17 protein-coding genes and 2 tRNA genes are annotated in these 22,967 nt (G+C 74.3%); 13 read left to right on the forward strand and 6 right to left on the reverse strand.

The annotated features are described in order from the left end of the window. The first annotated feature begins 88 nt into the window (after positions 1-88). Complete coding sequence (locus tag ACF068_RS26485) at positions 89-1,735, forward strand: long-chain fatty acid--CoA ligase (RefSeq protein WP_392276884.1); 1,647 nt, start codon at positions 89-91, stop codon at positions 1,733-1,735. Between the two features lie 98 nt (positions 1,736-1,833). Here the strand turns inward: ACF068_RS26485 and ACF068_RS26490 are convergent, their stop codons facing one another. Further along, positions 1,834-5,583 (reverse strand): PAS domain-containing protein, encoded by a 3,750-nt coding sequence (locus ACF068_RS26490; protein WP_392276806.1) that lies wholly within the window; start codon positions 5,581-5,583, stop codon positions 1,834-1,836. 87 nt (positions 5,584-5,670) lie between these two features. Continuing rightward, positions 5,671-6,117: an SSI family serine proteinase inhibitor gene (locus tag ACF068_RS26495; protein ID WP_392276807.1), complete on the reverse strand. Its 447-nt coding sequence runs from the start codon at positions 6,115-6,117 to the stop codon at positions 5,671-5,673. Between the two features lie 245 nt (positions 6,118-6,362). On the opposite strand from ACF068_RS26495, the gene ACF068_RS26500 reads away from it, so the two are divergent. From ACF068_RS26500 to ACF068_RS26550, 11 genes are all read left to right on the forward strand, one after another. Then, positions 6,363-6,453 (forward strand) — tRNA-Ser (locus ACF068_RS26500). Between the two features lie 229 nt (positions 6,454-6,682). Next, positions 6,683-6,755, forward strand: a tRNA-Arg gene (locus ACF068_RS26505). Positions 6,756-6,950: 195 nt separating this feature from the next. Then, positions 6,951-7,811 (forward strand): DUF2797 domain-containing protein, encoded by an 861-nt coding sequence (locus ACF068_RS26510; RefSeq protein WP_392276808.1) that lies wholly within the window; start codon positions 6,951-6,953, stop codon positions 7,809-7,811. Positions 7,812-8,026: 215 nt separating this feature from the next. Beyond that, a complete protein-coding gene (locus tag ACF068_RS26515) occupies positions 8,027-8,362 on the forward strand; it encodes an antibiotic biosynthesis monooxygenase family protein (RefSeq protein ID WP_392276809.1) in 336 nt (111 codons plus the stop codon). Further along, entirely contained in the window at positions 8,349-9,233 is an 885-nt protein-coding gene (locus tag ACF068_RS26520; RefSeq protein ID WP_392276810.1) for an amidohydrolase family protein, read from the forward strand. Before ACF068_RS26515 ends, ACF068_RS26520 begins: the two co-directional genes overlap by 14 nt. Before the next feature lie 93 nt (positions 9,234-9,326). Then, a complete protein-coding gene (locus ACF068_RS26525) occupies positions 9,327-10,064 on the forward strand; it encodes a response regulator transcription factor (RefSeq protein ID WP_392276811.1) in 738 nt (245 codons plus the stop codon). Further along, positions 10,064-11,521, forward strand: a complete 1,458-nt coding sequence (locus ACF068_RS26530) for a sensor histidine kinase (protein WP_392276812.1) — start codon at positions 10,064-10,066, stop codon at positions 11,519-11,521. Before ACF068_RS26525 ends, ACF068_RS26530 begins: the two co-directional genes overlap by 1 nt. A 26-nt stretch (positions 11,522-11,547) precedes the next feature. After that, entirely contained in the window at positions 11,548-12,819 is a 1,272-nt protein-coding gene (locus ACF068_RS26535) for a glycosyltransferase (RefSeq protein WP_392276813.1), read from the forward strand. Next, the gene (locus ACF068_RS26540; RefSeq protein WP_392276814.1) at positions 12,816-14,948 is read left to right on the forward strand and encodes an ArnT family glycosyltransferase; all 2,133 of its coding nucleotides are present in this window, start codon (positions 12,816-12,818) and stop codon (positions 14,946-14,948) included. The genes ACF068_RS26535 and ACF068_RS26540 overlap by 4 nt, the downstream gene beginning before the upstream one ends. A 103-nt stretch (positions 14,949-15,051) precedes the next feature. Further along, positions 15,052-16,581: an MFS transporter gene (locus tag ACF068_RS26545; RefSeq protein ID WP_392276815.1), complete on the forward strand. Its 1,530-nt coding sequence runs from the start codon at positions 15,052-15,054 to the stop codon at positions 16,579-16,581. Positions 16,582-16,609: 28 nt separating this feature from the next. Next, positions 16,610-17,356 (forward strand): TetR/AcrR family transcriptional regulator, encoded by a 747-nt coding sequence (locus ACF068_RS26550; RefSeq protein ID WP_392276816.1) that lies wholly within the window; start codon positions 16,610-16,612, stop codon positions 17,354-17,356. 12 nt (positions 17,357-17,368) lie between these two features. Here ACF068_RS26550 and ACF068_RS26555 read toward each other — a convergent pair whose 3' ends face one another. The 3 genes from ACF068_RS26555 to ACF068_RS26565 all read right to left on the reverse strand — a co-directional run bounded on the left by ACF068_RS26555 (position 17,369) and on the right by ACF068_RS26565 (position 21,320). Next, the gene (locus tag ACF068_RS26555; RefSeq protein ID WP_392276817.1) at positions 17,369-18,187 is read right to left on the reverse strand and encodes a YceI family protein; all 819 of its coding nucleotides are present in this window, start codon (positions 18,185-18,187) and stop codon (positions 17,369-17,371) included. Positions 18,188-18,317: 130 nt separating this feature from the next. After that, positions 18,318-20,846, reverse strand: coding sequence for an MFS transporter (locus ACF068_RS26560; RefSeq protein WP_392276818.1), 2,529 nt, complete (start codon positions 20,844-20,846; stop codon positions 18,318-18,320). 9 nt (positions 20,847-20,855) lie between these two features. Next, complete coding sequence (locus ACF068_RS26565) at positions 20,856-21,320, reverse strand: MarR family winged helix-turn-helix transcriptional regulator (RefSeq protein WP_392276819.1); 465 nt, start codon at positions 21,318-21,320, stop codon at positions 20,856-20,858. A gap of 147 nt (positions 21,321-21,467) precedes the next feature. Here ACF068_RS26565 and ACF068_RS26570 point away from each other — a divergent pair, with 147 nt between their 5' ends. Further along, positions 21,468-21,668: a hypothetical protein gene (locus ACF068_RS26570; RefSeq protein ID WP_392276820.1), complete on the forward strand. Its 201-nt coding sequence runs from the start codon at positions 21,468-21,470 to the stop codon at positions 21,666-21,668. A gap of 386 nt (positions 21,669-22,054) precedes the next feature. On the opposite strand, the gene ACF068_RS26575 is transcribed toward ACF068_RS26570, so the two are convergent. Continuing rightward, entirely contained in the window at positions 22,055-22,966 is a 912-nt protein-coding gene (locus ACF068_RS26575; protein ID WP_392276821.1) for an RNA polymerase sigma factor SigF, read from the reverse strand. Position 22,967: the final 1 nt, after the last annotated feature.

Genomic DNA, 22,967 nt, shown 5'->3' on the forward strand with positions numbered 1-22,967 from the left:
CGGATGTACTCCCGGGTAGTGACATACCGCGTGGTATGTGCGCAGAATCTGCACACCTTCGATGCCACGCGCCCAACGGGAGGACGCCGTGCTGAGCACCATGCAGGACGTACCGCTGACTGTGACCCGCATCCTCCGCCACGGGATGACGATCCACGGGCGGTCCCTGATCACCACCTGGACGGGCGAGCCCGAACCGCACCGCCGCACCTTCGCCGAGACCGGCGCCCGGGCCACCCGGCTCGCCGGAGCGCTCCGCGACGAACTGGGCGTCACCGGCGACGAACGGGTCGCCACCCTGATGTGGAACAACGCCGAGCACGTGGAGGCCTACCTGGCCATCCCGTCCATGGGCGCGGTCCTGCACACCCTGAACCTCCGCCTGCCCGCCGAGCAGCTCGTCTGGATCGTCAACCACGCCGCCGACCGGGTCGTCCTCGTCAACGGCAGCCTCCTCCCCCTCCTCGCCCCGCTGCTCCCGCACCTGCCGACGATCGAGCACATCGTGGTCTCCGGCCCCGGCGACCGGTCCCTCCTGGACGACGCGGCGGCCACCGTCCACGAGTACGAGGAGCTCATCGCCCGCCACCCGGCCACCTTCGACTGGCCCGAGCTGGACGAGCGCGCCGCCGCCGCCATGTGCTACACCTCCGGCACCACCGGCGACCCCAAGGGCGTCGTCTACTCCCACCGCTCCATCTACCTGCACTCCATGCAGGTGAACATGGCCGAGTCGATGGGCCTGACCGACAAGGACACCACCCTGGTGGTCGTCCCCCAGTTCCACGTGAACGCCTGGGGCCTGCCCCACGCCACGTTCATGACTGGCGTCAACATGCTGATGCCCGACCGCTTCCTCCAGCCCGCCCCGCTCGCCGAGATGATCGAGCGCGAGAGGCCCACCCACGCGGCGGCCGTCCCCACCATCTGGCAGGGTCTGCTCGCCGAGGTCACCGCCCACCCCCGCGACCTCTCCTCGATGGCCACCGTCACCATCGGCGGCGCCGCCTGTCCGCCCTCCCTCATGGAGGCCTACGACAAGCTCGGCGTACGCCTCTGCCACGCCTGGGGCATGACGGAGACGTCCCCGCTCGGCACCATGTCCAACCCGCCCGCCGGCCTCTCGGCCGAGGAGGAGTGGCCGTACCGCATCACCCAGGGCCGCTTCCCGGCCGGCGTCGAGGCTCGTCTCGCCGGGCCCGGTGGCGACTTCCTGCCCTGGGACGGCGAGTCGGCGGGCGAGCTGGAGGTCCGCGGTCCGTGGATCGCGGGCGCGTACTACGGCGGCGCGGCCGGCGAACCCCTCCGGCCCGGGGACAAGTTCACCGAGGACGGCTGGCTGAAGACCGGCGACGTCGGCGTGATCAGCCCGGACGGCTACCTCACCCTCACCGACCGGGCCAAGGACGTCATCAAGTCGGGCGGCGAGTGGATCTCCTCCGTGGAGCTGGAGAACGCCCTGATGGCCCACCCGGAGGTGGCCGAGGCGGCGGTCGTCGCCGTCCCCGACGACAAGTGGGGCGAACGGCCGCTGGCGACGGTGGTCCTCACCGAGGGCGCCACCGCCGACTACGGGACGCTGCGCGCCTTCCTCGCCGAGTCCATCGCCAAGTGGCAGCTCCCGGAGCGCTGGGCGATCGTCCCGGCGGTGCCGAAGACCAGCGTGGGCAAGTTCGACAAGAAGGTGATCCGCAAGCAGTACGCCAACGGCGAGCTGGACGTCACGGAGCTCTGACGGCGTGACGGAGCCCTGACGACGTGACGGAGCTCTGACGACGTCACACGCTACGCACGAGCGACGAGGGGCGCCCTTTCCGGGGCGCCCCTCCCGCGTCAGTTCGTACCGATCTTCGCCAGCAGGTCCACGATCCGCGACTGCACCTCGGCGCTCGTCGACCGCTCCGCCAGGAACAGCACCGTCTCGCCCGACGACAGCTTCGGCAACTCCGCCTGCTGGAGGCTCGCGGAGGTGTAGACGACCAGCGGCGTACGGTTCAGCTGCCCGTTCGCCCGCAGCCAGTCGATGATCCCGGCCCGCCGACGGCGCACCTGCATCAGGTCCATCACCACCAGGTTGGGCCGGGTCTGCGCGGCCAGCGTGACCGCCTCGCTGTCCGTGGCCGCCCGCGCCACCTGCATGCCGCGCCGCTCCAGCGTCGCCGTCAGGGCCAGCGCGATCTCCTCCTGCTCCTCGATCAGCAGGACCCGCGACGGGTGCTGTTCACTGTCCCGGGGCGCCAGGGCCTTGAGCAGTACGGCCGGATCGGCGCCGTACGCCGCCTCCCGCGTCGCCTGGCCCAGTCCCGCCGCCAGCAGCACCGGCACCTCGGCGGCCACCGCCGCCTGACGCAGCGACTGGAGCGCCGTGCGGGTGATCGGCCCGGTCAGCGGGTCGACGAACAGCGCCGCCGGGAACGCGGCGATCTGCGCGTCCACCTCCTCGCGGGAGTGCACGATCACGGGCCGGTAGCCCCGCTCGCTGAGCGCCTCCTGGGTGGAGACGTCCGGCGCGGGCCAGACCAGCAGGCGCCGCGGGTTGTCCAGCGGTTCGGGGGGCAGTTCGTCGTCCACGGGCAGCGGGGCGGGCTCGTTGGCCACCTCGACCGCACCGCCCGGCCCGTCCAGCGGCTCCGGGCCCTCGGCCGCGTCCTCGTCCGGTGCCCCTATCTCGTACGCCCGCCCCTGCGGCTGGGCGGCCGGGGCGGCGGGCGCCGGGGCCGGTGCCATGGGCGCGGGTGCCGTCGGGGCCGGGGTCGCCGGGGCCGGCGTGGCCGTGGCCGGCGGGACGACCGGCTCCTCCGCCGGGGGCGTGGCCAGCTTGCGGCGCCGCCCGGATCCGGAGGACTGCTGCTGGGCGACCTGCTGGGCGAACGGCACGCCCTGCCCCAGCGTGCGCACACTGAACGCCCGCCCCTGGGTGGACCCGTTGGCGGCCTCGTCACCGGCCGGCGCACCCGAAGGCACCTCCGGCGGCAGGGGTACGGACCCGGTGCCGGTGCCGGTCCCGGTGCCCGTGGCGGTCTCCTGGACCGCCCGGCGACGCCCCGTGGGCGCGGGCGCCGGGGGCTGGACCGGGTGCGGCTGCGCCGGGGTGTGGTCGGCGTCCGGCTCGATGGCCGCCGTGCCGTGGTGACCGTCGGGCGCCGGTGCGCCGGCGCGCTCCTCGGGGCGCCGGTCCGCCTCGGCGGGCGGGAGCGCGAACGCGGTACGGGCGCCCCCCTCGGGGGCCGGCGGAGTGCGGTCCTGTGCCGACCCGAGCGCACGGCGGGCCCGGCGGCCCCCGGCCGGTTCCCCGGCCCGCTCGTCGGTGGCGGGAGCGGCGGCCCCGGCGGCGGCCGCGGGAGCCGGGGCGGGCACCGCGCCGGGAGCACCGGCGGGCGTCGCGGCCGCCGGGAGCGCCGGCATGGCGCCGCCCTCGCCGGCCCGCCGTGCCCGCCGCCCGGCGGGCGGTACCGGCACCGCGTCCGCGGGCACGCCCTGCGGGGGCACCGTCTCGCCCAGCGCGGGGCGGCCCTGCGCGCTCTCGGCGGCCGTCACCACCGCGCCCTCGGCGGGGACGCCGGCCGGCAGGGCCATGGCCCCGGCCTCCGCCGGGCTCGGCCGGCCGCGCCGCCGCCCGGTCGGCCTGGCCGCCACCGGGTCCTCGGCCTGCACGGGGCTCGCGCCCGGCTCCAGGAAGGCGTCCGTCGAGGCGCGCCGCGCCCGTCGCCGCCCACCGCCCGAGGTGCTGCCACCGGATGTACCGCCCCCGGACGTACCGCCCCCGGAGGTGTCGCCCGATGTCTGCGCGGGCACCACCGGCGGGGCCACCGCGGGGGCCCCGGAGGGGGCCGCCCCGGACGGCACGCCCGGCGCGGGCGTACCCGCCGCCTGGGGGCCGGCCGGTGCCTCCGGCGCGCCCGTGCCGCGCGGCTCCGCCAACGCCACTTCCGCGGCCGGGGCCGGGTCCGCCGGCTTCACCGTCCCGGCACCGTCACCGAGCGGCACCTCCAGGACGTAGGCGCTGCCGGGCATCCCCGGCACCTCGTGCGTCTGGAGCACGCCCGCGTGCGCCCGGACGATTCCGCGCACGATCGGCTCGTGCACCGGGTCGCCCCCGGTGAACGGCCCGCGCACCTCGATCCGTACGACGTCCCCGCGCTGCGCCGCCGCCACGACGATCGTCGAGTCGACGTACCCGCCGCCCGGCACCAGCCGCGCCTTGCCGGTCGAGTCGACCCCGGCGACGTCCGCGATCAGATGGGCGAGCGCGGTCGAGATCCGCACCCCGTCCACCTCGGCCTCGATCGGCGGGGCGTGCACCGCGAACTGCACCCGCCCCGGGCCGATCAGCTCCACCGCGCCCTCGACACCGGCGGCGACCACCGCGTCGAGCAGCACCTTCGTCTTGTGCAGCGGCTCCTCGCCGACGTCGAGCCGCTGGTAGCCCAGCACGTTGTCCACGAGCGTCGTCATCCGGGCGTACCCGGCGGCCAGGTGGTGCAGCACCTGGTTGGCCTCGGGCCAGAGCTGGCCGGCCGGGTCGGCGGCCAGCGTGCCCAGCTCGCCGCGCAGCTCCTCCAGCGGCCCGCGCAACGACCCGCCCAGTACGGCGGTGAGCTGGGCGTGCCGCGCGGCGAGGGCCGCGTACCGCTCCTCGTGCCGCTCGATCTCCACGGAGAGCCGCTCGCTGAGATCGGCCATCTCGGTGGCGTGCTGCTCGGTGAGGTCGGCGACCTCGGCCGTGTGCCGCTCGGTCAGCCCGGTCACCTCGGCGGCGTGCCGGGTCTCCTGCTCCTCGTACGGGCGCCGGTCGGTGAAGGTCATCACCGCGCCGACGAGCTGGTCCCCGTCCCGTACCGGCGCGGTCGTCAGGTCGACCGGCACCGCCGAACCGTCCTTGGCCCACACCACCTGCCCGCGCACCCGGTGCTTGCGCCCGGACCGCAAGGTGTCGGCCAGCGGCGACTCCTCGAACGGGAAGGCCTCCCCGTCCGCCCGCGAGTGCAGCATCAGCGGGTGGAGTTCCTTGCCGCCCAGGTCGCTGGCGCGCCAGCCCAGTATCTGGGCGGCGGCCGGGTTGACCAGCACGATCCGCCCGTCGGTGTCCGTGCCCACGACGCCCTCGGAGGCGGCGCGCAGGATCATCTCGGTCTGCCGCTGGGAGCGGGCGAGCTCCGCCTCGGTGTCGATCGTCCCGGAGAGGTCCCGCACCACGAGCATCAGCAGCTCGTCACCCGTATAGGCACTGCCGTACGAGTCGTACGCCTCGCGTCCGTCCTCCAGGCTCGCGCTGGTCACCTCGACCGGGAACTCGCTCCCGTCGGTGCGCCGCGCGACCATCCGCGCCGGCTTGGTTCGGCCCCGCGCGTCGGCGGCCTCGGGGCGGCGCATCGAGCCGGGGATCAGCCGGGAGTCGAACGCGGGGAGGAGGTCCAGCAGCCCGCGCCCGACCAGTGCCGTACCGGGCGTCTCGAACATCTCGAGGGCGATGGTGTTGGCGTTGACGACCGTGCCGTTGCAATTGACGAGTACGAGCCCGTCCGGCAGCGCGTCGAGTATGGCTGCGAGGCGAGCAGCGCCTCGGGATGGCCTGCTGCTCACGACGACGCTTCCTCCCACTCGGCCTGTCACTGGAGGGAGTCTAAAGGCAGGGGGTGTGGGCCCGACGGCGGTTGTGTGCGGGTTCCTCTACGACCGGGCCATCGGAAGCACCGGCTTCAGGGCGTCCCACCTGGCGATCTCGCAGCCGTCGGTCCGCTTGAAGTGGGCGTCGACGTCCTGGCCCTGCCAGGTGCCGGTGATGTGGGCGGTGGCGGCGCCGCCGTGCTGCATGGTGCACATCCGGTCCTTGCCCACGGGTGCGAACGGGTCCTTGCCCTCCTCGGCCAGCTCGTCGAGCCGGTCGCACGCGCCCTGCACGCGCGGGTGGTTCCCCTCGGCGGTCCGCAGCCCGCACTTCAGCTCGAAGGTGCCGTCCGCCATCGGGTTGCCCGAGTTCTTCACGGTGACGGTCAGCGAGTCGGTCCCGGCCAGCAGCGGCAGCGGCAGGGGCCCGCCACCGGCCATGGCGGCGGGCGCGGCGGCACCGAGCGCGGCGAGGGAGGCGGCGGAGGTGAGAACGAGACGGCGCAGCATACGAACTCCTGGGGGTACGGATCCGTCGGGATGCCCGGCATCCCTCACCCCACTAACGCTCCAGCCCCCGCCGCGTTGCGCAACCCGGCCGCCCCGCCCCCGTCCCGCCCGCACCGCCCGCCCGGAACGCCTTTGCCCTGCGCCCCGCCCGCCTAGTACCGTGGGGACCGATTGGTGACACCCCCTTGGGCTGTGTCATCATCTGCACGCACCACTCGCGCCCGCGCGGGTGCGGGCAAACAACTGGAGGCGTCGCCTAGTCCGGTCTATGGCGCCGCACTGCTAATGCGGTTTGGGTCTTAAAGCCCATCGAGGGTTCAAATCCCTCCGCCTCCGCCGCACCACCCGAAGCCCCGGCCCCACGGCCGGGGCTTCGGTCGTTCCCGGCCCGGAAATCCCCCCGCCGCACCCGCACGGGTGATCCCCCGCCGCACCCCCGGACAGCGCCCGTATGGGCGTTTTCCCAGGTCAGAGGGGGTGTGGTTAACGGATTTCGCGTCACGGCGCAGGTCATGTAATGTTGTTCCCGCAACGCCGACCGGGCAGAAAAGCCCGGGAAGCACAAGCACTCGTAGCTTAACGGATAGAGCATCTGACTACGGATCAGAAGGTTGCAGGTTCGAATCCTGCCGAGTGCACACAGACAGAAGGCCCCCGGGATTGTTCCGGGGGCCTTCTGGCGTATCCGGGTCGACATCACCGTCCACGGCCGGTCCCTCGGCAAGGACGAGCCCGCGTCACCGGGTTGGCGCTCCGGCCAGAGCCCGCGGCCCGGCCCCGCTGCCGGGGCGGAGGTCGGGGGCGTTCGGGCGTGGGGTCGTACCGTTGCGCGCATGGGCTGGCGATGTGAGGGGCTGCGGTGGCGGGGCGGGGTGCCGGTCCTGGTGTGGGAGGGCGGGCGGGTCAGTTCGCCGGGGGTCGGGCGGGAGATCGCCTTCTGGGCGGTGGGGGAGCGGCGGTGCGTGGGGGCGCGGGGGAACCGGTGTCCTCTCGGGGCGGTCGTGGCGGGGCGGGGGACCGGGGCGCGGTGCGGGGAGTGCGCGCGGCTGGAGCGGGCGCACTCCGTGGCGGCGGACACCGTGGCGGACGACCCCCGGACGTACCGCGTGTATCTCGCCTGGTTCGGGGCGGGCATGGTGAAGGTGGGGATCACGGCCGAGGAGCGCGGTGACGCCCGGCTGCTGGAACAGGGTGCCGTGGCGTACGGCTGGCTGGGGCGCGGGCCGCTGATGGCGGCGCGGCGGACCGAGGAGGTGCTCGGGACGGCGCTGGGGGTGCCCGACCGGATCCCGTACGCGGCGAAGCGGGCGGCACGGGTGGGGCTGCCCGGCCGGGCGGAGCGGGCGGCGGAGGTGGCGGAGCTGTACCGGCGGGCCGTGGCGGTGCCCGGGTGGGCGGACACGCTGGAGCCGGTGGAGCTGCGGGTGGCCGACCACGCGGAGGTGTTCGGGCTGGACCGGGTCGGCCGGATCGACGGGGTGGTGCGGGAGCTGGTGGACGGGGGCCGCGTGGCGGGCACGCTCGTCGCCGCCGCGGGGCCCGACCTGCACCTGGAGGCGCCCGACGGGCGGGCGCTGGTGCTGGACACGCGGCTGGTCACCGGGTGGGAACTGGTCGCGGCCGGGCGCGGGGAGGGGACGACCGTGCCGGTCGCCGGACCGCCGTCGCCGGGGGAGCAGGGCGGGCTGTTCTGACCGGGTGCGGGCGCGGGCGCGGGCGCCGGTGCGGGGCGCTGGATGCGGGTGCCTGGCGGCATGTCGGGGGCGGACGCGTCCGGTGGGGCGGCACCGGGGCCGGCGCCGGGGCACCACGGCGCGGGCGGGGGCCGGGCGCGGGCCGGGTAAAGACTCGGATCCCGTTCGCCGGGAGACCTGGACACCCCGCCGGGCCGCGACGGAGGGTGAGCCGCATGAGTGATCACCTTGTGAGCGGTCTCGAACCGCCTTACTACACCGTCGTCTTCACCTCCGTCCGCGCCTCCGACGACCAGGGCTACGCGGAGACCGCCCGGCGCATGGAGGAGCTGGTGCGGGACGTCCCCGGCTTCCTCGGGTACGAGTCGGCCCGGACGCCCGGCGGTCTGGGCATCACCGTCGGGTACTTCAGGGACGAGGAGGCCATCGCCGCCTGGCGGGCGAGCGAGGAGCACCAGGCCGCCATGCGGCGCGGCCGCGCCGACTGGTACGAGCGGTACGCCGTGCACGTCGGCCGGGTCGAGCGGAGCTACGGCTTTGAGCGGGGATGACGAGGCGCCGCGCGTCCGGGCGTTCTGGGAGCGGCTGGGGCTGCCCGGGCTCGTCGACGTGCACACGCACTTCATGCCGGAGCGGGTGCTGCGGAAGGTGTGGGCGTACTTCGACGACGTGGGGCCGCTGACCGGGACGCCGTGGCCGATCACCTACCGCGAGGAGGAGGACCGGCGGGTCGGGCTGCTGCGGGAGTTCGGGGTGGTGGCCTTCACGTCGATGGTCTACCCGCACAAGCCGGGCATGGCGGAGTGGCTCAACGACTGGGCGGCCGGCTTCGCCGGGCGGGTGGACGGGTGCCTGCGGACCGCGACGCTGTTCCCGGAGGAGGGCGTCGAGCGGTACGTGGCCGAGGCGGTCGACGGGGGCGCGCGGGTGTTCAAGGCGCATGTCCAGGTCGGCGCGTACGACCCCAACGACCCGTCGCTGGACGGCGCCTGGGGGCTGCTCGCCGAGGCCGGCGTACCGATCGTGATCCACTGCGGTTCGGGCCCCGCCCCGGGCGAGCACACCGGGCCCGGGCCGGTCGCTCGGCTGCTGGCCCGGCACCCCCGGCTGCGGCTGGTCGTGGCGCACATGGGCCTGCCCGAGTACGCCGACTTCCTCGGCCTCGCCGAGCGGTACGAGGAGGTGCGGCTGGACACGACGATGGCGTTCACCGACTTCGGCGAGCGCCTGGCGCCTTTCCCGAAGGGCGAGCGGGGGCGGCTGCTGGAGTTGGGGGACCGGATCCTGCTCGGCAGCGACTTCCCCAACATCCCGTACGCCTACCTCCACCAGCTCCGGGCGCTGGAGGCGCTCGGGCTGGGCGACGACTGGCTGCGGGCGGTCTGCCACGGCAACGCGGCGCGGCTGTTCGCGCTCCCCTAGACGGTCCCGGGGCCCGGCCCCGCCCCCCCTTTTCTCAGCCTTTTCACAGAAAGGGGAAAGGGACCTCTCAGGGACGCGCGGGAGCGTCGGACCATGACCGTCTCCTCGCCCCAGGGGCGCACCGAACTGCTCAGGCCCGACGGAAGCGCCGTACGGGTGCTCGTCGTGGACGACGAGGACCCGCTCGCCGAGCTGCTGTCCATGGCCCTGCGGTACGAGGGGTGGGAGGTGCGCAGTGCCGGGGACGGCGCCGGGGCGCTGCGCTCGGCGCGGGACTTCCGGCCGGACGCCGTCGTCCTGGACGTGATGCTGCCGGACATGGACGGGCTGACGGTGCTCGGCCGGCTGCGGCGCGAGGCGCCCGACGTGCCCGTGCTGTTCCTCACCGCGAGGGACGCGGTGGAGGACCGGATCGCGGGGCTGACGGCGGGCGGGGACGACTACGTCACCAAGCCGTTCAGCCTGGAGGAGGTCGTGGCCCGGCTGCGCGGGCTGATCCGCAGGTCCGGTACCGCGCCGGCGCGGGGCGAGTCCGTCCTGGTGGTGGGTGACCTGGTGCTGGACGAGGACAGTCACGAGGTGACGCGCGGCGGGCAGGGGATCCACCTGACCGCCACCGAGTTCGAGCTCCTGCGGTTCCTCATGCGCAATCCGCGCAGGGTGCTCAGCAAGGCGCAGATCCTGGACCGGGTGTGGAGCTACGACTTCGGGGGCCAGGCCAACGTGGTCGAGCTCTACATCTCGTACCTGCGGAAGAAGATCGACGCGGGTCGCTCGCCGATGATCCACACCCGGCGGGGCGCGGGGTACCTCCTCAAGCCGGGCGAGTGATGCGGCGCCGGTCGCTGCGGACGCGGCTGGTGGTGTCGGCGGTGGCGCTGATCGCGGTCGTCGCCGCCGTGATCGGCACGGTCACCACGGTCGCGTTGCGCTCGTACCTGACGGGCCAGAAGGACGAGCAGCTCACGGAGGCCGTCAGGAGGGCGGCCGGGCCCCGGTGGGACGACCTCCGGTTCGTCACGGCACCCGGGCAGGACCTCGGCACCGTCGGCGGGCGCGCGGACGGGCCCGAAGCGCCGCTGAGCACGGCCGGCCGGTCCGTGGGCGAGCGGCCCGACGACCCGCCCGGCCCGCTGGACCGGGCGCAGACCGCCGCGCTGTCCGCCGTCCCCCGGGACGGCCGGGTCCACCCGGCCTCCCTGCCCGGGCTGGGCGACTACCGGGTGCTGGCGTCCCCCGACGGCACGCTGGTGCTGGGCTTCCCCGTCGGCGACGTCCAGGACACCGTCGGCACCCTGATCCTGGTCGAGGTGTGCGTGACGGGGGCCGGCCTGGTCGCCGCCGGCCTCGCGGGCGGCGCCCTGGTCTCCGTGGCACTGCGCCCGCTGCGGCGGGTGGCCGCCACCGCCCGGCGGGTCGGGGAACTGCCCCTGCACAGCGGCGAGCCGGCGCTGTACGAGCGCGTCCCGGCCGCCGAGGCCGACCCGCGCACCGAGGTCGGCCAGGTCGGCGCGGCCCTCAACCGGATGCTCGACCATGTGCACGCGGCCCTGCACGCGCGTCAGGAGAGCGAGACCCGGGTACGCCGGTTCGTCGCGGACGCCAGCCACGAGCTCCGGACGCCGCTGGCGTCGATCCGGGGGTACGCCGAGCTGACCCGGCGGGGCCGGGAGAGGCCCGGGCCGGACACGGCGCACGCGCTGGGGCGGATCGAGGCGGAGGCCACCCGGATGACCGGGCTGGTGGAGGATCTGCTGCTGCTGGCCCGGCTGGACGCCGGCCGCCCGCTCTCGTACGGCAGCGCCGATCTCGCGCCGCTCGTCGTGGACGCGGTGAGCGACGCCCGCGCCGCCGGGCCGGACCACCACTGGCGCCTGGAGCTGCCGGACGCGCCCGTCACCGTCCGGGCGGACGCCGCGCGGCTGCACCAGGTGCTGGTCAACCTGCTCGGCAACGCCCGCACCCACACCCCGCCGGGCACCACCGTCACCGCGCGGGTCCGCTCCGAGGGGCCGTGGTCGGTCGTGGAGGTCGAGGACGACGGGCCGGGCGTCCCGGACGGGCTCCTGCCGCACGTCTTCGAGCGCTTCGCGCGCGGGGACACCTCCCGTTCCCGGCACGCCGGCTCCACCGGCCTGGGGCTGGCCATCGTCCAGGCGGTGGTCGTCGCGCACGGGGGCGAGGTGGGCGTGCGGAGCGTCCCGGGCCGGACCGTGTTCGCCGTACGCCTGCCGGGCCCGGACCGGCAGGACTCACAGGCGGACCACAGGGTCGTCACACCGGTGTGACAGCGCCCGTCGCGACGGTCGACGGCATGGCAACCGAATGCATTGCCGGGGCCCTGCCCGCCCGGGAACACCTTCCCGTGGACGGCGCCGGGCGGCCCGTACTCGACGTCGTCGTACCCGTGTACAACGAGGAGAAGGGCCTCGAACCGTGCGTGCTGCGGCTGCGCGAGCACCTGGCCCGCACCTTCCCCTACGGCTTCCGCATCACGGTCGCCGACAACGCCAGCACCGACCGCACGCCGGAGGTGGCCGCCCGGCTGGCGGCCCTGCTGCCGGAGGTGCGGTCGGTGCGGCTGGAGCGGAAGGGGCGTGGCCGGGCGCTGCGGACCGTCTGGTCGCACTCCGACGCGCCCGTCCTCGCCTACATGGACGCCGACCTGTCCACCGACCTCAACGCCCTGCTGCCGCTGATCGCTCCGCTGATCTCGGGCCACTCGGACCTGGCGATCGGCTCCCGGCTGGCGGGCGGTTCACGGGTGGTGCGGGGGCCGAAGCGGGAGCTGGTCTCCCGTACGTACAACCTCATCCTGCGCGGCTCGCTCGCCGCCCGGTTCAGCGACGCCCAGTGCGGGTTCAAGGCGATACGGCGGGAGGTCGCCGAGCGGCTGCTGCCGATGGTCGAGGACACCGGCTGGTTCTTCGACACCGAGATGCTGGTGCTGGCCGAGCGGGCCGGGCTGCGCATCCACGAGGTGCCGGTCGACTGGGTCGACGACCCCGACTCGACCGTCCACATCGTGCGGACGGCGGTGGAGGACCTGAGGGGCGTGTGGCGGGTCGGGCGCGCCCTCGCGAAGGGGACGCTGCCGCTGGACCGGCTGGCACGGCCGTTCGGCGACGACCCGCGCGACCGGACGATCGGCGGCGTACCGGGCGGGCTGGCCCGGCAGCTCGTCGGGTTCTGCGTGGTCGGTGCCCTGTCGACGCTCCTCTATCTGGCGCTGTACGCGGCCCTCCGGGCCGGGACCGGGGCGCAGGCGGCGAACGGGGCGGCCCTGCTGCTGTCGGCCGTCGCCAACACGGCCGCCAACCGGCGGCTCACCTTCGGCGTACGGGGCCGGGACCGGGCCGTGCGCCACCAGGCTCAGGGGCTGGTGGTGTTCGGCATCGGGCTGGCGCTCACCAGCGGCTCGCTGACCGCGCTGGACGCGGCGGCCGGGAACGCCTCGCGGAGCGCCGAGTACGCGGTGCTGATCGCCGCGAACCTGGCGGCGACGGTGCTGCGCTTCCTGCTCTTCCGCACGTGGGTCTTCCCCGACCGGCGCGCCCACGACGACACGGCGGAGGACGCCCGATGACGACGACACCCCGGCCGGCGACGGCGACGGCGACGGCGACGACGACAGGGCCGGGCGGCGCGGCCCGGCGGGTGTGGCGGGGGCGGGGCGAGGACGCCCCGTGGGCACGGCCCGCGTTCCTCGCGCTGCTGCTGGCCACCGGTCTGCTGTACCTGTGGAACCTGGACGCCTCCGGCTACGCCAACTCCTTCTACTCGGCGGCGGTCCAGGCCGGCGGCGAGAGCTGGAAGGCCTTCTTCTTCGGTTCGTCCGACGCCGCGAACTCCATCACCGTCGACAAGCCCCCGGCCGCCCTGTGGCCGATGGCCCTGTCCGTACGGCTCTTCGGGCTCGGCTCGTGGCAGATCCTGGTGCCCGAGGTGCTGATGGGGGTGGGGACGGTCGCCGTGGTGTACGCGGCGGTGCGGCGGCGGTTCAGCCCGGCCGCCGGGCTCCTCGCGGGTGCCGTGCTGGCGCTCACGCCCGTCGCCGCGCTGATGTTCCGGTTCAACAACCCCGACGCGCTGCTGGCCCTGCTGATGTCGGTCACCGTGTACGGCGTGCTGCGCGCGCTGGAGGGTGCCCGGACGCGGTGGCTGGCGGGGGCGGGGGTCGCGGTCGGCCTCGCGTTCCTGACCAAGACGCTCCAGGCGCTCCTGATCCTGCCGCCGCTGGCGGTGGTGTACGCCGTGTGCGCGCCGGCCCGGCCGCTCCGCCGGCTCGGTCAACTGGCCCTGGCCGGGCTGGCGATGGTCGTCTCGGGCGGCTGGTGGGTCGCGGTGGTGGAGCTGTGGCCGGCGTCGTCCCGGCCGTACGTCGGCGGGTCGCGGACCAACAGCTTCCTGGAGCTGACCTTCGGCTACAACGGGCTCGGCCGCCTCAACGGCGACGAGACCGGGAGCGTCGGCGGTGGCGGCGCGGGCGGGGCCGGTGGCGGTGGCCGTGGTGGCGGCGGCTGGGGCGAGACCGGCGCGGGGCGGATGTTCGGCGACGCCGTGGGCGGCCAGATCTCCTGGCTGCTGCCGGCCGCGCTGGTGCTGCTGGTCGCCGGGCTGGTCGTCACCCGGCGGGCCGCGCGGACCGACACGGCCCGGGCCGCGTTCCTGGTGTGGGGCGGCTCGCTGCTGACGACCCTGGCGGTCTTCAGCTTCATGGCCGGCATCTTCCACGAGTACTACACGGTCGCCCTCGCCCCGTACATCGCCGCCCTGGTGGGCATGGGCGTGACGGTGCTGTGGGAGGAGCGGTCGCGAGCGGCCGCCTCGGTGACGCTGGCGGTGGTGGTGACCGGGACGGCCGGGTGGGCGTACGTGCTGCTCGGCCGGACGCCCGACCACCTGCCGTGGCTGCGGTGGGCGGTGCTGGTGGCGGGCGCGGTGGCCGGAGCGGGGCTGGCGGCGGGCGCGCGGCTGGGGCGGCGGGTGGCTGTCGGGGCGGCCGGCCTCGGGCTGCTGGCCGCGCTCGCCGGGCCGGCGGCGTACACGTGGTCGACCCTCGGGACGGGGCACACCGGCTCCATCGTCACGGCCGGCCCGGCCTCCGCGCGGGGCGGCGGACCGGGCGGCTTCCGCCCGGGCGCCGACGGGCCCGGCGGGGCGGGCCCGGGCGGCCTGGGCCCGGGGGCCCCGGGCGGCCAGGTCCCGGATGGCCGGCTCCCGGGCGGCGAGGGCCAGGCGCCCGGTGGCCGGGCCCCCGTCCCGGGCCGAGTCCCGGCGCAGGGCCAGGCCCCGGAGGGCCGGCCGCCGGGCGGTGGACGTCCCGGCGGCATGGGCGGCCTCCTGGACGGTGCCGACGTCGGCTCCGCCGTGAAGGCGAGGCTCGGCCGCGACGCCGGGGACTACACCTGGGTCGCCGCCGCGATCGGCTCCCAGAACGCCGCGAGCCACCAACTCGCCACCGGGAAGCCCGTGATGGCCATCGGCGGCTTCAACGGCAGTGATCCGTCCCCCACGCTCGCCCGGTTCCAGCGGTACGTGGCCGACGGCCGGATCCACTGGTTCATCGGCGGCGCGGGCGGCGGCGCGAGCGGCGCCATGGGCGGCGGTCCCGGCGGGGGCACCGGCGCCGCGATCACGGCGTGGGTGACCTCCACCTTCACCGCCGTGACCGTGGAGGGCGTCACCCTCTACGACCTGACCGACCCCGCGTAACCCCGTCCCCCGCCATCACCACGAAAAAACGTTATACAGCGTAAGGGTGACCTTGTACGGTGTACGAGACCGAGTCCCGTACACCGTACAAGGAGCCTTCCGTATGACGGCGACCGCCGCCGGGAAACCCCCGACTCCCGCCCCCACACCCGGTGGTGGCCACCCGCAGCGCTGGCTGATCCTCGGCGTGATCTGCCTCGCCCAGCTCACCGTGCTGCTCGACAACACCGTCCTCAGCGTCGCGATCCCCTCCCTCACCAAGGAGCTCGACGCCTCCACCGCCGACATCCAGTGGATGATCAACGCCTACTCGCTGGTCCAGTCCGGACTGCTCCTGACCGCCGGCAACGCCGCCGACCGCTACGGCCGCAAGAGGATGCTGCTCTCGGGCCTCGCGCTGTTCGGTATCGGCTCGCTGGCCGCCGGACTCGCCCAGACCTCCGCCCAGTTGATCGCCGCCCGCGCGGGCATGGGCGTCGGCGGCGCGCTGCTGATGACCACGACCCTCGCGGTCGTCGTCCAGGTCTTCGACGACACCGAGCGCGTCAAGGCCATCGCCCTGTGGTCGACCGTCAGCTCGCTCGGCTTCGCGGCCGGACCGCTGCTCGGCGGGTTCGTGCTCGACCACTTCTGGTGGGGCGCGATCTTCCTGATCAACATCCCCGTCGCCGGCATCGGACTGGGCGCCGTCGCCGCCCTCGTACCGGAGTCCAGGCACAAGCAGGGCGACCGGCCCGACCTCGTCGGCGCCGTGCTGTCCACCCTCGGCATGACGGCGGTCGTGTTCGCGATCATCTCCGGTCCCGACCACGGCTGGACGTCCGGCCGGGTACTGCTCTCCGCCGCGCTCGGCGTGGTCGTCCTCGCCCTCTTCGCGCTGTGGGAGCTGCGCGTCCCGCACCCCATGCTGGACATGCACTTCTTCCGCGACCAGCGGTTCGTGGGCGCGGTCGCGGGCGCCGTCCTGGTCGCCTTCGGCATGACCGGCTCGCTGTTCCTGCTCACCCAGCACCTCCAGTTCGTCCTGGGGTACGGGCCGCTCGACGCGGGCCTGCGCACCGCGCCGCTCGCCCTCACCGTCGTCGTACTGAACCTCGCCGGCGTCGGCGCGCGGCTGCTGCCCCGGCTCGGCACGCCGGCGACCATCGCCACCGGCATGGCCCTGGTCGCCGCCGGGCTCGCCGCGATCGCCGTCCTCGGCGGGGAGCACGGGTACGGCGGCATGCTGCTCGGGCTGGTCGTCATGGGCGCGGGCGTGGCTCTGTCCATGCCCGCCATGGCCAACGCCATCATGAGCGCGATCCCGCCGGAGAAGGCGGGCGTGGGCGCCGGGATCAACGGCACGCTCGCGGAGTTCGGCAACGGGCTGGGCGTCGCCGTCCTGGGCGCGGTGCTCAACGCCCGGTTCGCCGCGCTCGTCGCCGTCCCGGCCGCGTCCCTGCCCGCCGCGCTCGCGGCGGCCGGCGGGCCGGCCGAGAAGGCCCGTATCGCCGACGCGTTCGCCACCGGGCTGGAGACCAGCCAGCTTGTCGGCGCGGCGGCGGTCTTGGCGGGCGGTCTCCTGGCGGCCGTGCTCCTGCGGCGGGCCGAGCGCGCCGGAGCCGCCCCCTCCGAAGTCGCGTCCGGGACATAGCATCGGGCCAGGAACGAGGAGGAGAGCCATGGTGTCGGCGCGACGGACGAGCGTGTGGCTGGAGGGCAGGCCGTCCCGGGCCCGGAAGGCCGACCAGCCGTCCGGGCTCGACCGGGAGAAGATCACCGAGGTGGCGGTCCGGCTGCTGGACGCCGAGGGCCTCGGCAAGTTCTCGATGCGCAAACTCGCGGCCGAGCTGAACGTGACGGCGATGTCGGTCTACTGGTACGTCGACACCAAGGACGACCTCCTGGAGCTGGCGCTCGACCGGGTGGTCGGCGAGCTGACCCTCCCCGCCTCCGGGCCCGGGGCGGACTGGCGCGAGCGGCTCCGGGAGCTGGCCGGCTCCTACCGGGCGCTGTTCGTCGCCCACCCCTGGGCGTCCTCGCTGGTCGGCCGCTTCCTCAACATGGGGCCCCACTCGATGGAGTTCGCGCGCACGGCCCAGCAGGTGATCGCCGACACCGGGCTGCCGCTGGGGCTCCAGACCGGAGCGCTGGCCTCGGTGTTCCAGTTCGTCTACGGCTTCGGCACCGTGGAGGGGCAGTTCCGCGTGCGGTGCGAGGAGGCCGGGACGACCCAGGACGAGTACTTCCGGGACGCCATGGGGTCCGTACGCGAACAGCCCGCCTACAGCGAGCACTTCGCGCAGGCCGAGCGGATGATGGAGGCCCGTGGCGGGGACACCGTGGCGGAGATGCGCGACCGGGACTTCCGGTTCGCGCTGGACCTCCAGATCGCGGGCATCGAGGCCATGGTGGCCAGGGGCGCCTGAGGGCGCTCCCGCTCAGCCCTGGGGCAGCGCGTCCCCCTGCACGGCCTGGATGTCCAGCTCCACCCGCAGGGTGGTGCCGATCGCCGAGATCCCCGCCTGGACCACCTGGTTGTAGTTCATGGCGAAGTCCTCCCGGCGCAGCTCGGCGGTCGCCCGGAAGGCGGCCCGCACCCCGCCCCACGGGTCGGGGCCCGTGCCCAGGTACGTGAGGTCCAGGTCGACGTCCCGGACCACGCCGTGCAGGGTCAGCGCGCCGTGCACGGTCCAGCGGTCCGGGCCGGCGGGGCTGATGCCGCGGCCGCGGTAGGTGATCTCGGGGTGGGCCTCGACGTCCAGGAAGTCGGGCGACTTCAGGTGCTTGTCCCGCAGCGCGTTGCCCGTGTCGATGGACGCGGCCGAGATCACGGCGTCCACGCGCGAGGCGGTGAGGTCCGTGGCGATCTCGATCCGCCCGCCGAAGTCCGTGAAGCGGCCGTGCACGCTGGAGATGCCCAGGTGCTGCGCGACCGCGCCGACGGTCGAGTGCGCCGGGTCGAGCGTCCAGGCACCCGGCGGCGGGAGCTCGACGCCGCCCGCCCGGGCCAGGACGACGGTGCCGACCTCGGCCCGGCCGCTCGCCGTCACCAGCGCGGTGGACGCCGCCGGGGCGTAGCCGACCGCCGTCACGATCACCGTGTACGGGCCGGGGGCCAGGGGCGCGTCGGCGACCACCGCCCCCTCCGTGTCCGCCTCGGCCCGCAGCACCTGCGCGCCGGTGGTGTCGGTGACCGTCACCACGGCGTGCTGGACGGCCCAGCCGTCCCGCGTCCGTACCTGTGCGCGAAGTCCCATTCCCGTTTTCTCTCCTCGTACCGCGGCACCGGAGCGCCGAAAAAAGAAGGGGGCGGCAGGCCGTCCCCTGCCTGCCGCCCCACCCGGCCGCGCCTCCGCTCGACGTGCGGCCGGGGGTCTCGTGTCCCGGCTACGCGCCGGGGTGGGCCAGCTCGACGTCGTGGTCGTCGGCCCCGTGGCCGGCCACCGTCAGGGCGGCGGCCACCGGCGGGTAACCGGTCGCGATGACCGTGTACTCGCCCGTGTCGAGGTCGGCGAACGCGTACGCGCCGTCCTCGCCGGTGGTCGCCGTCGCCACCACGTTCCCGGCCGCGTCGACGAGCGTCACCCGCGCGTCCGCGAGCGGCCGGCGGGCCGCCCCGGCGCGCACCGTGCCGCGCAGCCGCGCGCCGGACCGGAGCAGGGCCTCCACCCGGGTCACGCCCTGGCCGCCGATCTCGACCGGCAGGGCGAGCGGCCGGTGGCCCTCGGCGGTGACCGCGACGGTCACCGTGCCCGGCACCAGCTCCGCGAAGGCGAAGGTGCCGTCCTGGGTGGACGCACCGGTGGCGAGGACGTCCCCGCGCACGTCCGTCACGATCACCATCGCGCCCTCGACGGGCTCCCCGCTGTCGGCGGCCCTCACGGCACCGACGAGTCCGCTCGTACCGGACAGCAGGACGTCGTAGGCCAGGGCCTCCCCGTCCACCACGACGGTGGACGCCTGCGGCTGGAAGCCGTCGGCCGAGGCGATCAGGACGTACGAACCGGGTCCGGGCGCGTCCAGCGCGTAGGCGCCGTCGGCCTGGGCGACCGAGCGGCCGAGCTGCCGTCCGCCGAGGGAGATCAGGGTGACCGCGGCGCGGGCGACGGGCGTGCCCTCGGCGGTGCGGACGGTGCCGTGGACGGGCGTGCCGTTCCCGGCGGGGGCCGCGGCGGCCCGGACCTCCGGCGCGCCGGCCGTGTCCGGTGCGAGGGCCGTGTCCGGCGCCAGGGCCGCGGAGGCGGCCGTGGCGGTGGCGCGCCGCGCGGCGGTTTCCACCGGGGCGCCAGGGGTGCCCGTGGTTCCCGTCGTTCCCGGGGCCGCCGTGGCGTCCGTGCCGGGCTCGGGCTTCGCGTGGCTCTTCAACGCGACCTCCTTGATGAACAGCGTCACCAGGAAGGCGATCAGGGCGAAGGGGGCGGAGTAGAGGAAGACGTCCGCCACACCGTGCCCGTACGCCGTCTCCATGACCGTGCGGAGCGGGGCGGGCAGCGCGTCCAGGTCGGGGATGCCCCCGCCGGCCGTACCGCCGTGGCCCAGTGCCGCGCCCTTCGGGCCCAGGTCGGCGAGGCCGTCCTGGACGTAGTGGGTGACCCGGTTGGCCATGACCGCGCCCAGCGCCGAGACGCCGATGGCACCGCCGAGGGACCGGAAGAAGGTGACCACGGACGAGGCGGCGCCGAGGTCCGAGGGGTCGACCTGGTTCTGGGTGCAGAGCACCAGGTTCTGCATCATCATGCCCAGGCCCAGGCCCAGGACGGCCATGAAGACCGCGATGTGCCAGTACTCCGTGTCGTACCGGATGGTGCCCAGCAGACCGAGGCCCGCCGTCACCAGCACACCGCCGCTGACCAGCCACGCCTTCCAGCGGCCCGTCTTGGTGATGACCTGGCCGCTGACCGTGGAGGACAGGAACAGACCACCGATCATCGGGATCGTCATGACGCCGGACATCGTCGGCGACTTGTCCCGGGCGAGCTGGAAGTACTGGCTGAAGAAGACCGTGCCGGCGAACATCGCGACACCGACGAAGAGCGAGGCCAGCGAGGCCAGCGTGATCGTGCGGTTGCGGAACAGCCGCAGCGGGATGATCGGCTCGCTCGCCCGCGACTCGACGAGCAGGAACAGCGCACCGAGGACGATCGAGCCGCCCACCATGGTGTACGTCTGCCACGACAGCCAGTCGTACTTGTCACCGGCGAAGGTCACCCACACCAGCAGCAGCGAGACCGCGGCGCTGATGAAGAAGGCGCCGGACCAGTCGACCTTGACCTGGCGCTTGACCACCGGGAGCTTGAGGGTCTTCTGGAGCACGATCAGCGCGATGACGGCGAAGGGGACGCCGACGTAGAAGCACCAGCGCCAGCCGAGCCAGTCGGTGTCGGTGATGACGCCGCCGAGCAGCGGGCCGCCAACGGTGGCGACGGCGAAGGTGGCGCCGAGGTAGCCGCTGTAGCGGCCGCGCTCGCGCGGGGAGATCATCGCGGCCATCACGATCTGCGCGAGGGCGGACAGACCGCCGACGCCGATGCCCTGGACGACGCGGCAGGCGATGAGCATGCCGGAGTTCTGGGACAGGCCGGCGACGACCGAGCCCAGGACGTAGATGACCAGGGAGATCTGGACCAGCAGCTTCTTGGAGAAGAGGTCCGACAGCTTGCCCCACAGCGGGGTGGTAGCCGTCATCGCGAGCAGCGAGGCGGTCACGACCCAGGTGTAGGCGCTCTGGCCGCCGCCGAGGTCGGAGATGATCTCGGGGAGGGCGTTGGAGACGATCGTCGACGACAGGATGGCGACGAACATCCCGAGCAGCAGCCCGGAGAGCGCCTCCATGATCTGTCGGTGCGTCATCGGCGCGCCATCGTCACGGGTCTTGGCGTGGCCGCCCCGCACACCGGCCGGTGTGGTCGTAGCCATGGACTTCCTTTACGTCGTTGATGCGGGTGTACGGGTGGGGTGCGCCCGGCAGTCTCCGAAGGAGTCCCGGAGGCGGGCGAGCAGCGCGGTCAGCCGTCCGACGTCGTCGTCGGACCAGTCCTTGAGGGTGCGGGCGAACATGTCCGTGGTACGGCGCCCGAGGTCGTCGAGCATGTCCTGGCCCGCGGGGGTGAGCCGCAGGATGCGGGAGCGCCGGTCGTCCGGGTCGGGCAGCCGCTCGATCCAGCCCCGGTCCACCACGTGCGCGACATGGCGGCTGGTGACCGACGTGTCGACGGCGAGCAGCTCGGCGAGCCGGCTCATCCGCATGTCCCCGTGGTGGGCGAGGAGGGACAGCACCGCCGCCGATCCGCCCGGGCACTCGGCGGGCAGGGCCCGCGTGAGTCCGCGCTTCACGGCGCCGATGGCGCTGAGCTGCCGGGCCAGTTCCTCGTACTGACTCCGCTCGGCCATGGCACCCCCACGCATCTTGTTGCTTAGGGCAACCATAGAAGCTGTTGGTTGCTACAGGCAAACTAAAAAGGGGCGAAGGTGCCTAAAGTCCTGGCAAAGGAAGGCGGAGGTTGGGCGGCAGGGTGAGGTTCGCTAGGGTCCTGCTCCATGGCACACAACCCCCAGGGCCCCGACGGCAACTACGACCCGGCGGGCAGCACGCAGATGTTCCGCGCCTTCGTCGACGAGGGCACCCCGCGGCAGCCGCAGCAGGTCGCCGCCCAGTCCGGCTCGCGGGTCGGCCTGATCGCGGGCATCATCGCGGCCGTCGTCATCGTCGCCGCGGTCGCCTGGCTCGCGCTGGGCTGATCTGCTTTTCCGAAGGCTCGGTTCGCCTCCGGGGCGCCTTCAGTCGGCACCGACGGTCGATCGTGCTCGGCCCTCTTTTTCAGGCCCGGTTCGCCTCCGGGGCGCCCTCAGCCGGCACCGACGGTCGATCGTGCTCGGTTCCTCGTTCCTCGGAACCTCCGCGCGTTCTCCCTTTTGGCACCGCCGGCGCCCCTTCGGCTCACTCGCCCTTGATCCCAGGCGGCGGTGACGCGGCGGGGCGCGGGTGGTGGCGGGCCGGGCACGTCGAGGGCCGGAGGACGGCCGGCGCCCCGCGCAGGCGGAGCGCCACCGCCACCCGGCCGTACCGGCGCGTCATCGCGCCAGCGTGGCTGACGGCCCGTCAGCCATGAAGTCCGCGACCGGGCTCAGTCCGAGATGAGTCCTTCGCGGAGCTGCGCGAGCGTACGGGTCAGCAGCCGCGAGACGTGCATCTGGGAGATGCCGACCTCCTCGCCGATCTGCGACTGCGTCATGTTGGCGAAGAACCGCAGCATGATGATCTGCCGTTCGCGGGGCGGGAGTTTGGCCAGCAGCGGCTTGAGGGACTCCCGGTACTCCACGCCCTCCAGGGCGCTGTCCTCGTACCCGAGCCGGTCGGCCAGGGAGCCCTCGCCGCCGTCGTCCTCGGGGGAGGGCGAGTCGAGCGAGGACGCCGTGTAGGCGTTGCCGACCGCGAGGCCGTCGACCACGTCGTCCTCGGACACGCCCAGCACGGCGGCGAGTTCGGGGACGGTCGGCGACCGGTCGAGCTTCTGTGCCAGCTCGTCGCTCGCCTTGGTCAGGGCCAGCCGCAGCTCCTGGAGCCGGCGCGGCACGCGCACCGACCACGAGGTGTCGCGGAAGAACCGCTTGATCTCACCGACGACCGTCGGCATCGCGAACGTCGGGAACTCCACGCCCCGTTCGCAGTCGAACCGGTCGATCGCCTTGATCAGCCCGATGGTGCCGACCTGGACGATGTCCTCCATCGGCTCGTTGCGCGAGCGGAAGCGGGCCGCCGCGTACCGCACGAGGGGCAGGTTGAGCTCGATGAGCGTGTCGCGCACGTAGGTGCGCTCCGGGCCTTCCACGCCTTCGGCGTCCAGGGCCGCGAGCCGCAGGAACAGGGAGCGGGACAGCGTGCGGGTGTCGAGGGGCTCCGAGGTGGTGTCGGGAGCCGTAGCGGGTCCGCTCTGCGCGGGTACGGGCACGGGCGCCGGGACGGACTCCGGCGCGGGCACGGACTCCGGCACGGGCGTGAGCGTGAGCACCTTCGAGCTGCCCTGTTCTGCGGACATG

The organism is Streptomyces sp. NPDC016309 (genome assembly GCF_043077235.1).
In the GTDB taxonomy this organism is placed as follows: Bacteria; Actinomycetota; Actinomycetes; order Streptomycetales; family Streptomycetaceae; genus Streptomyces.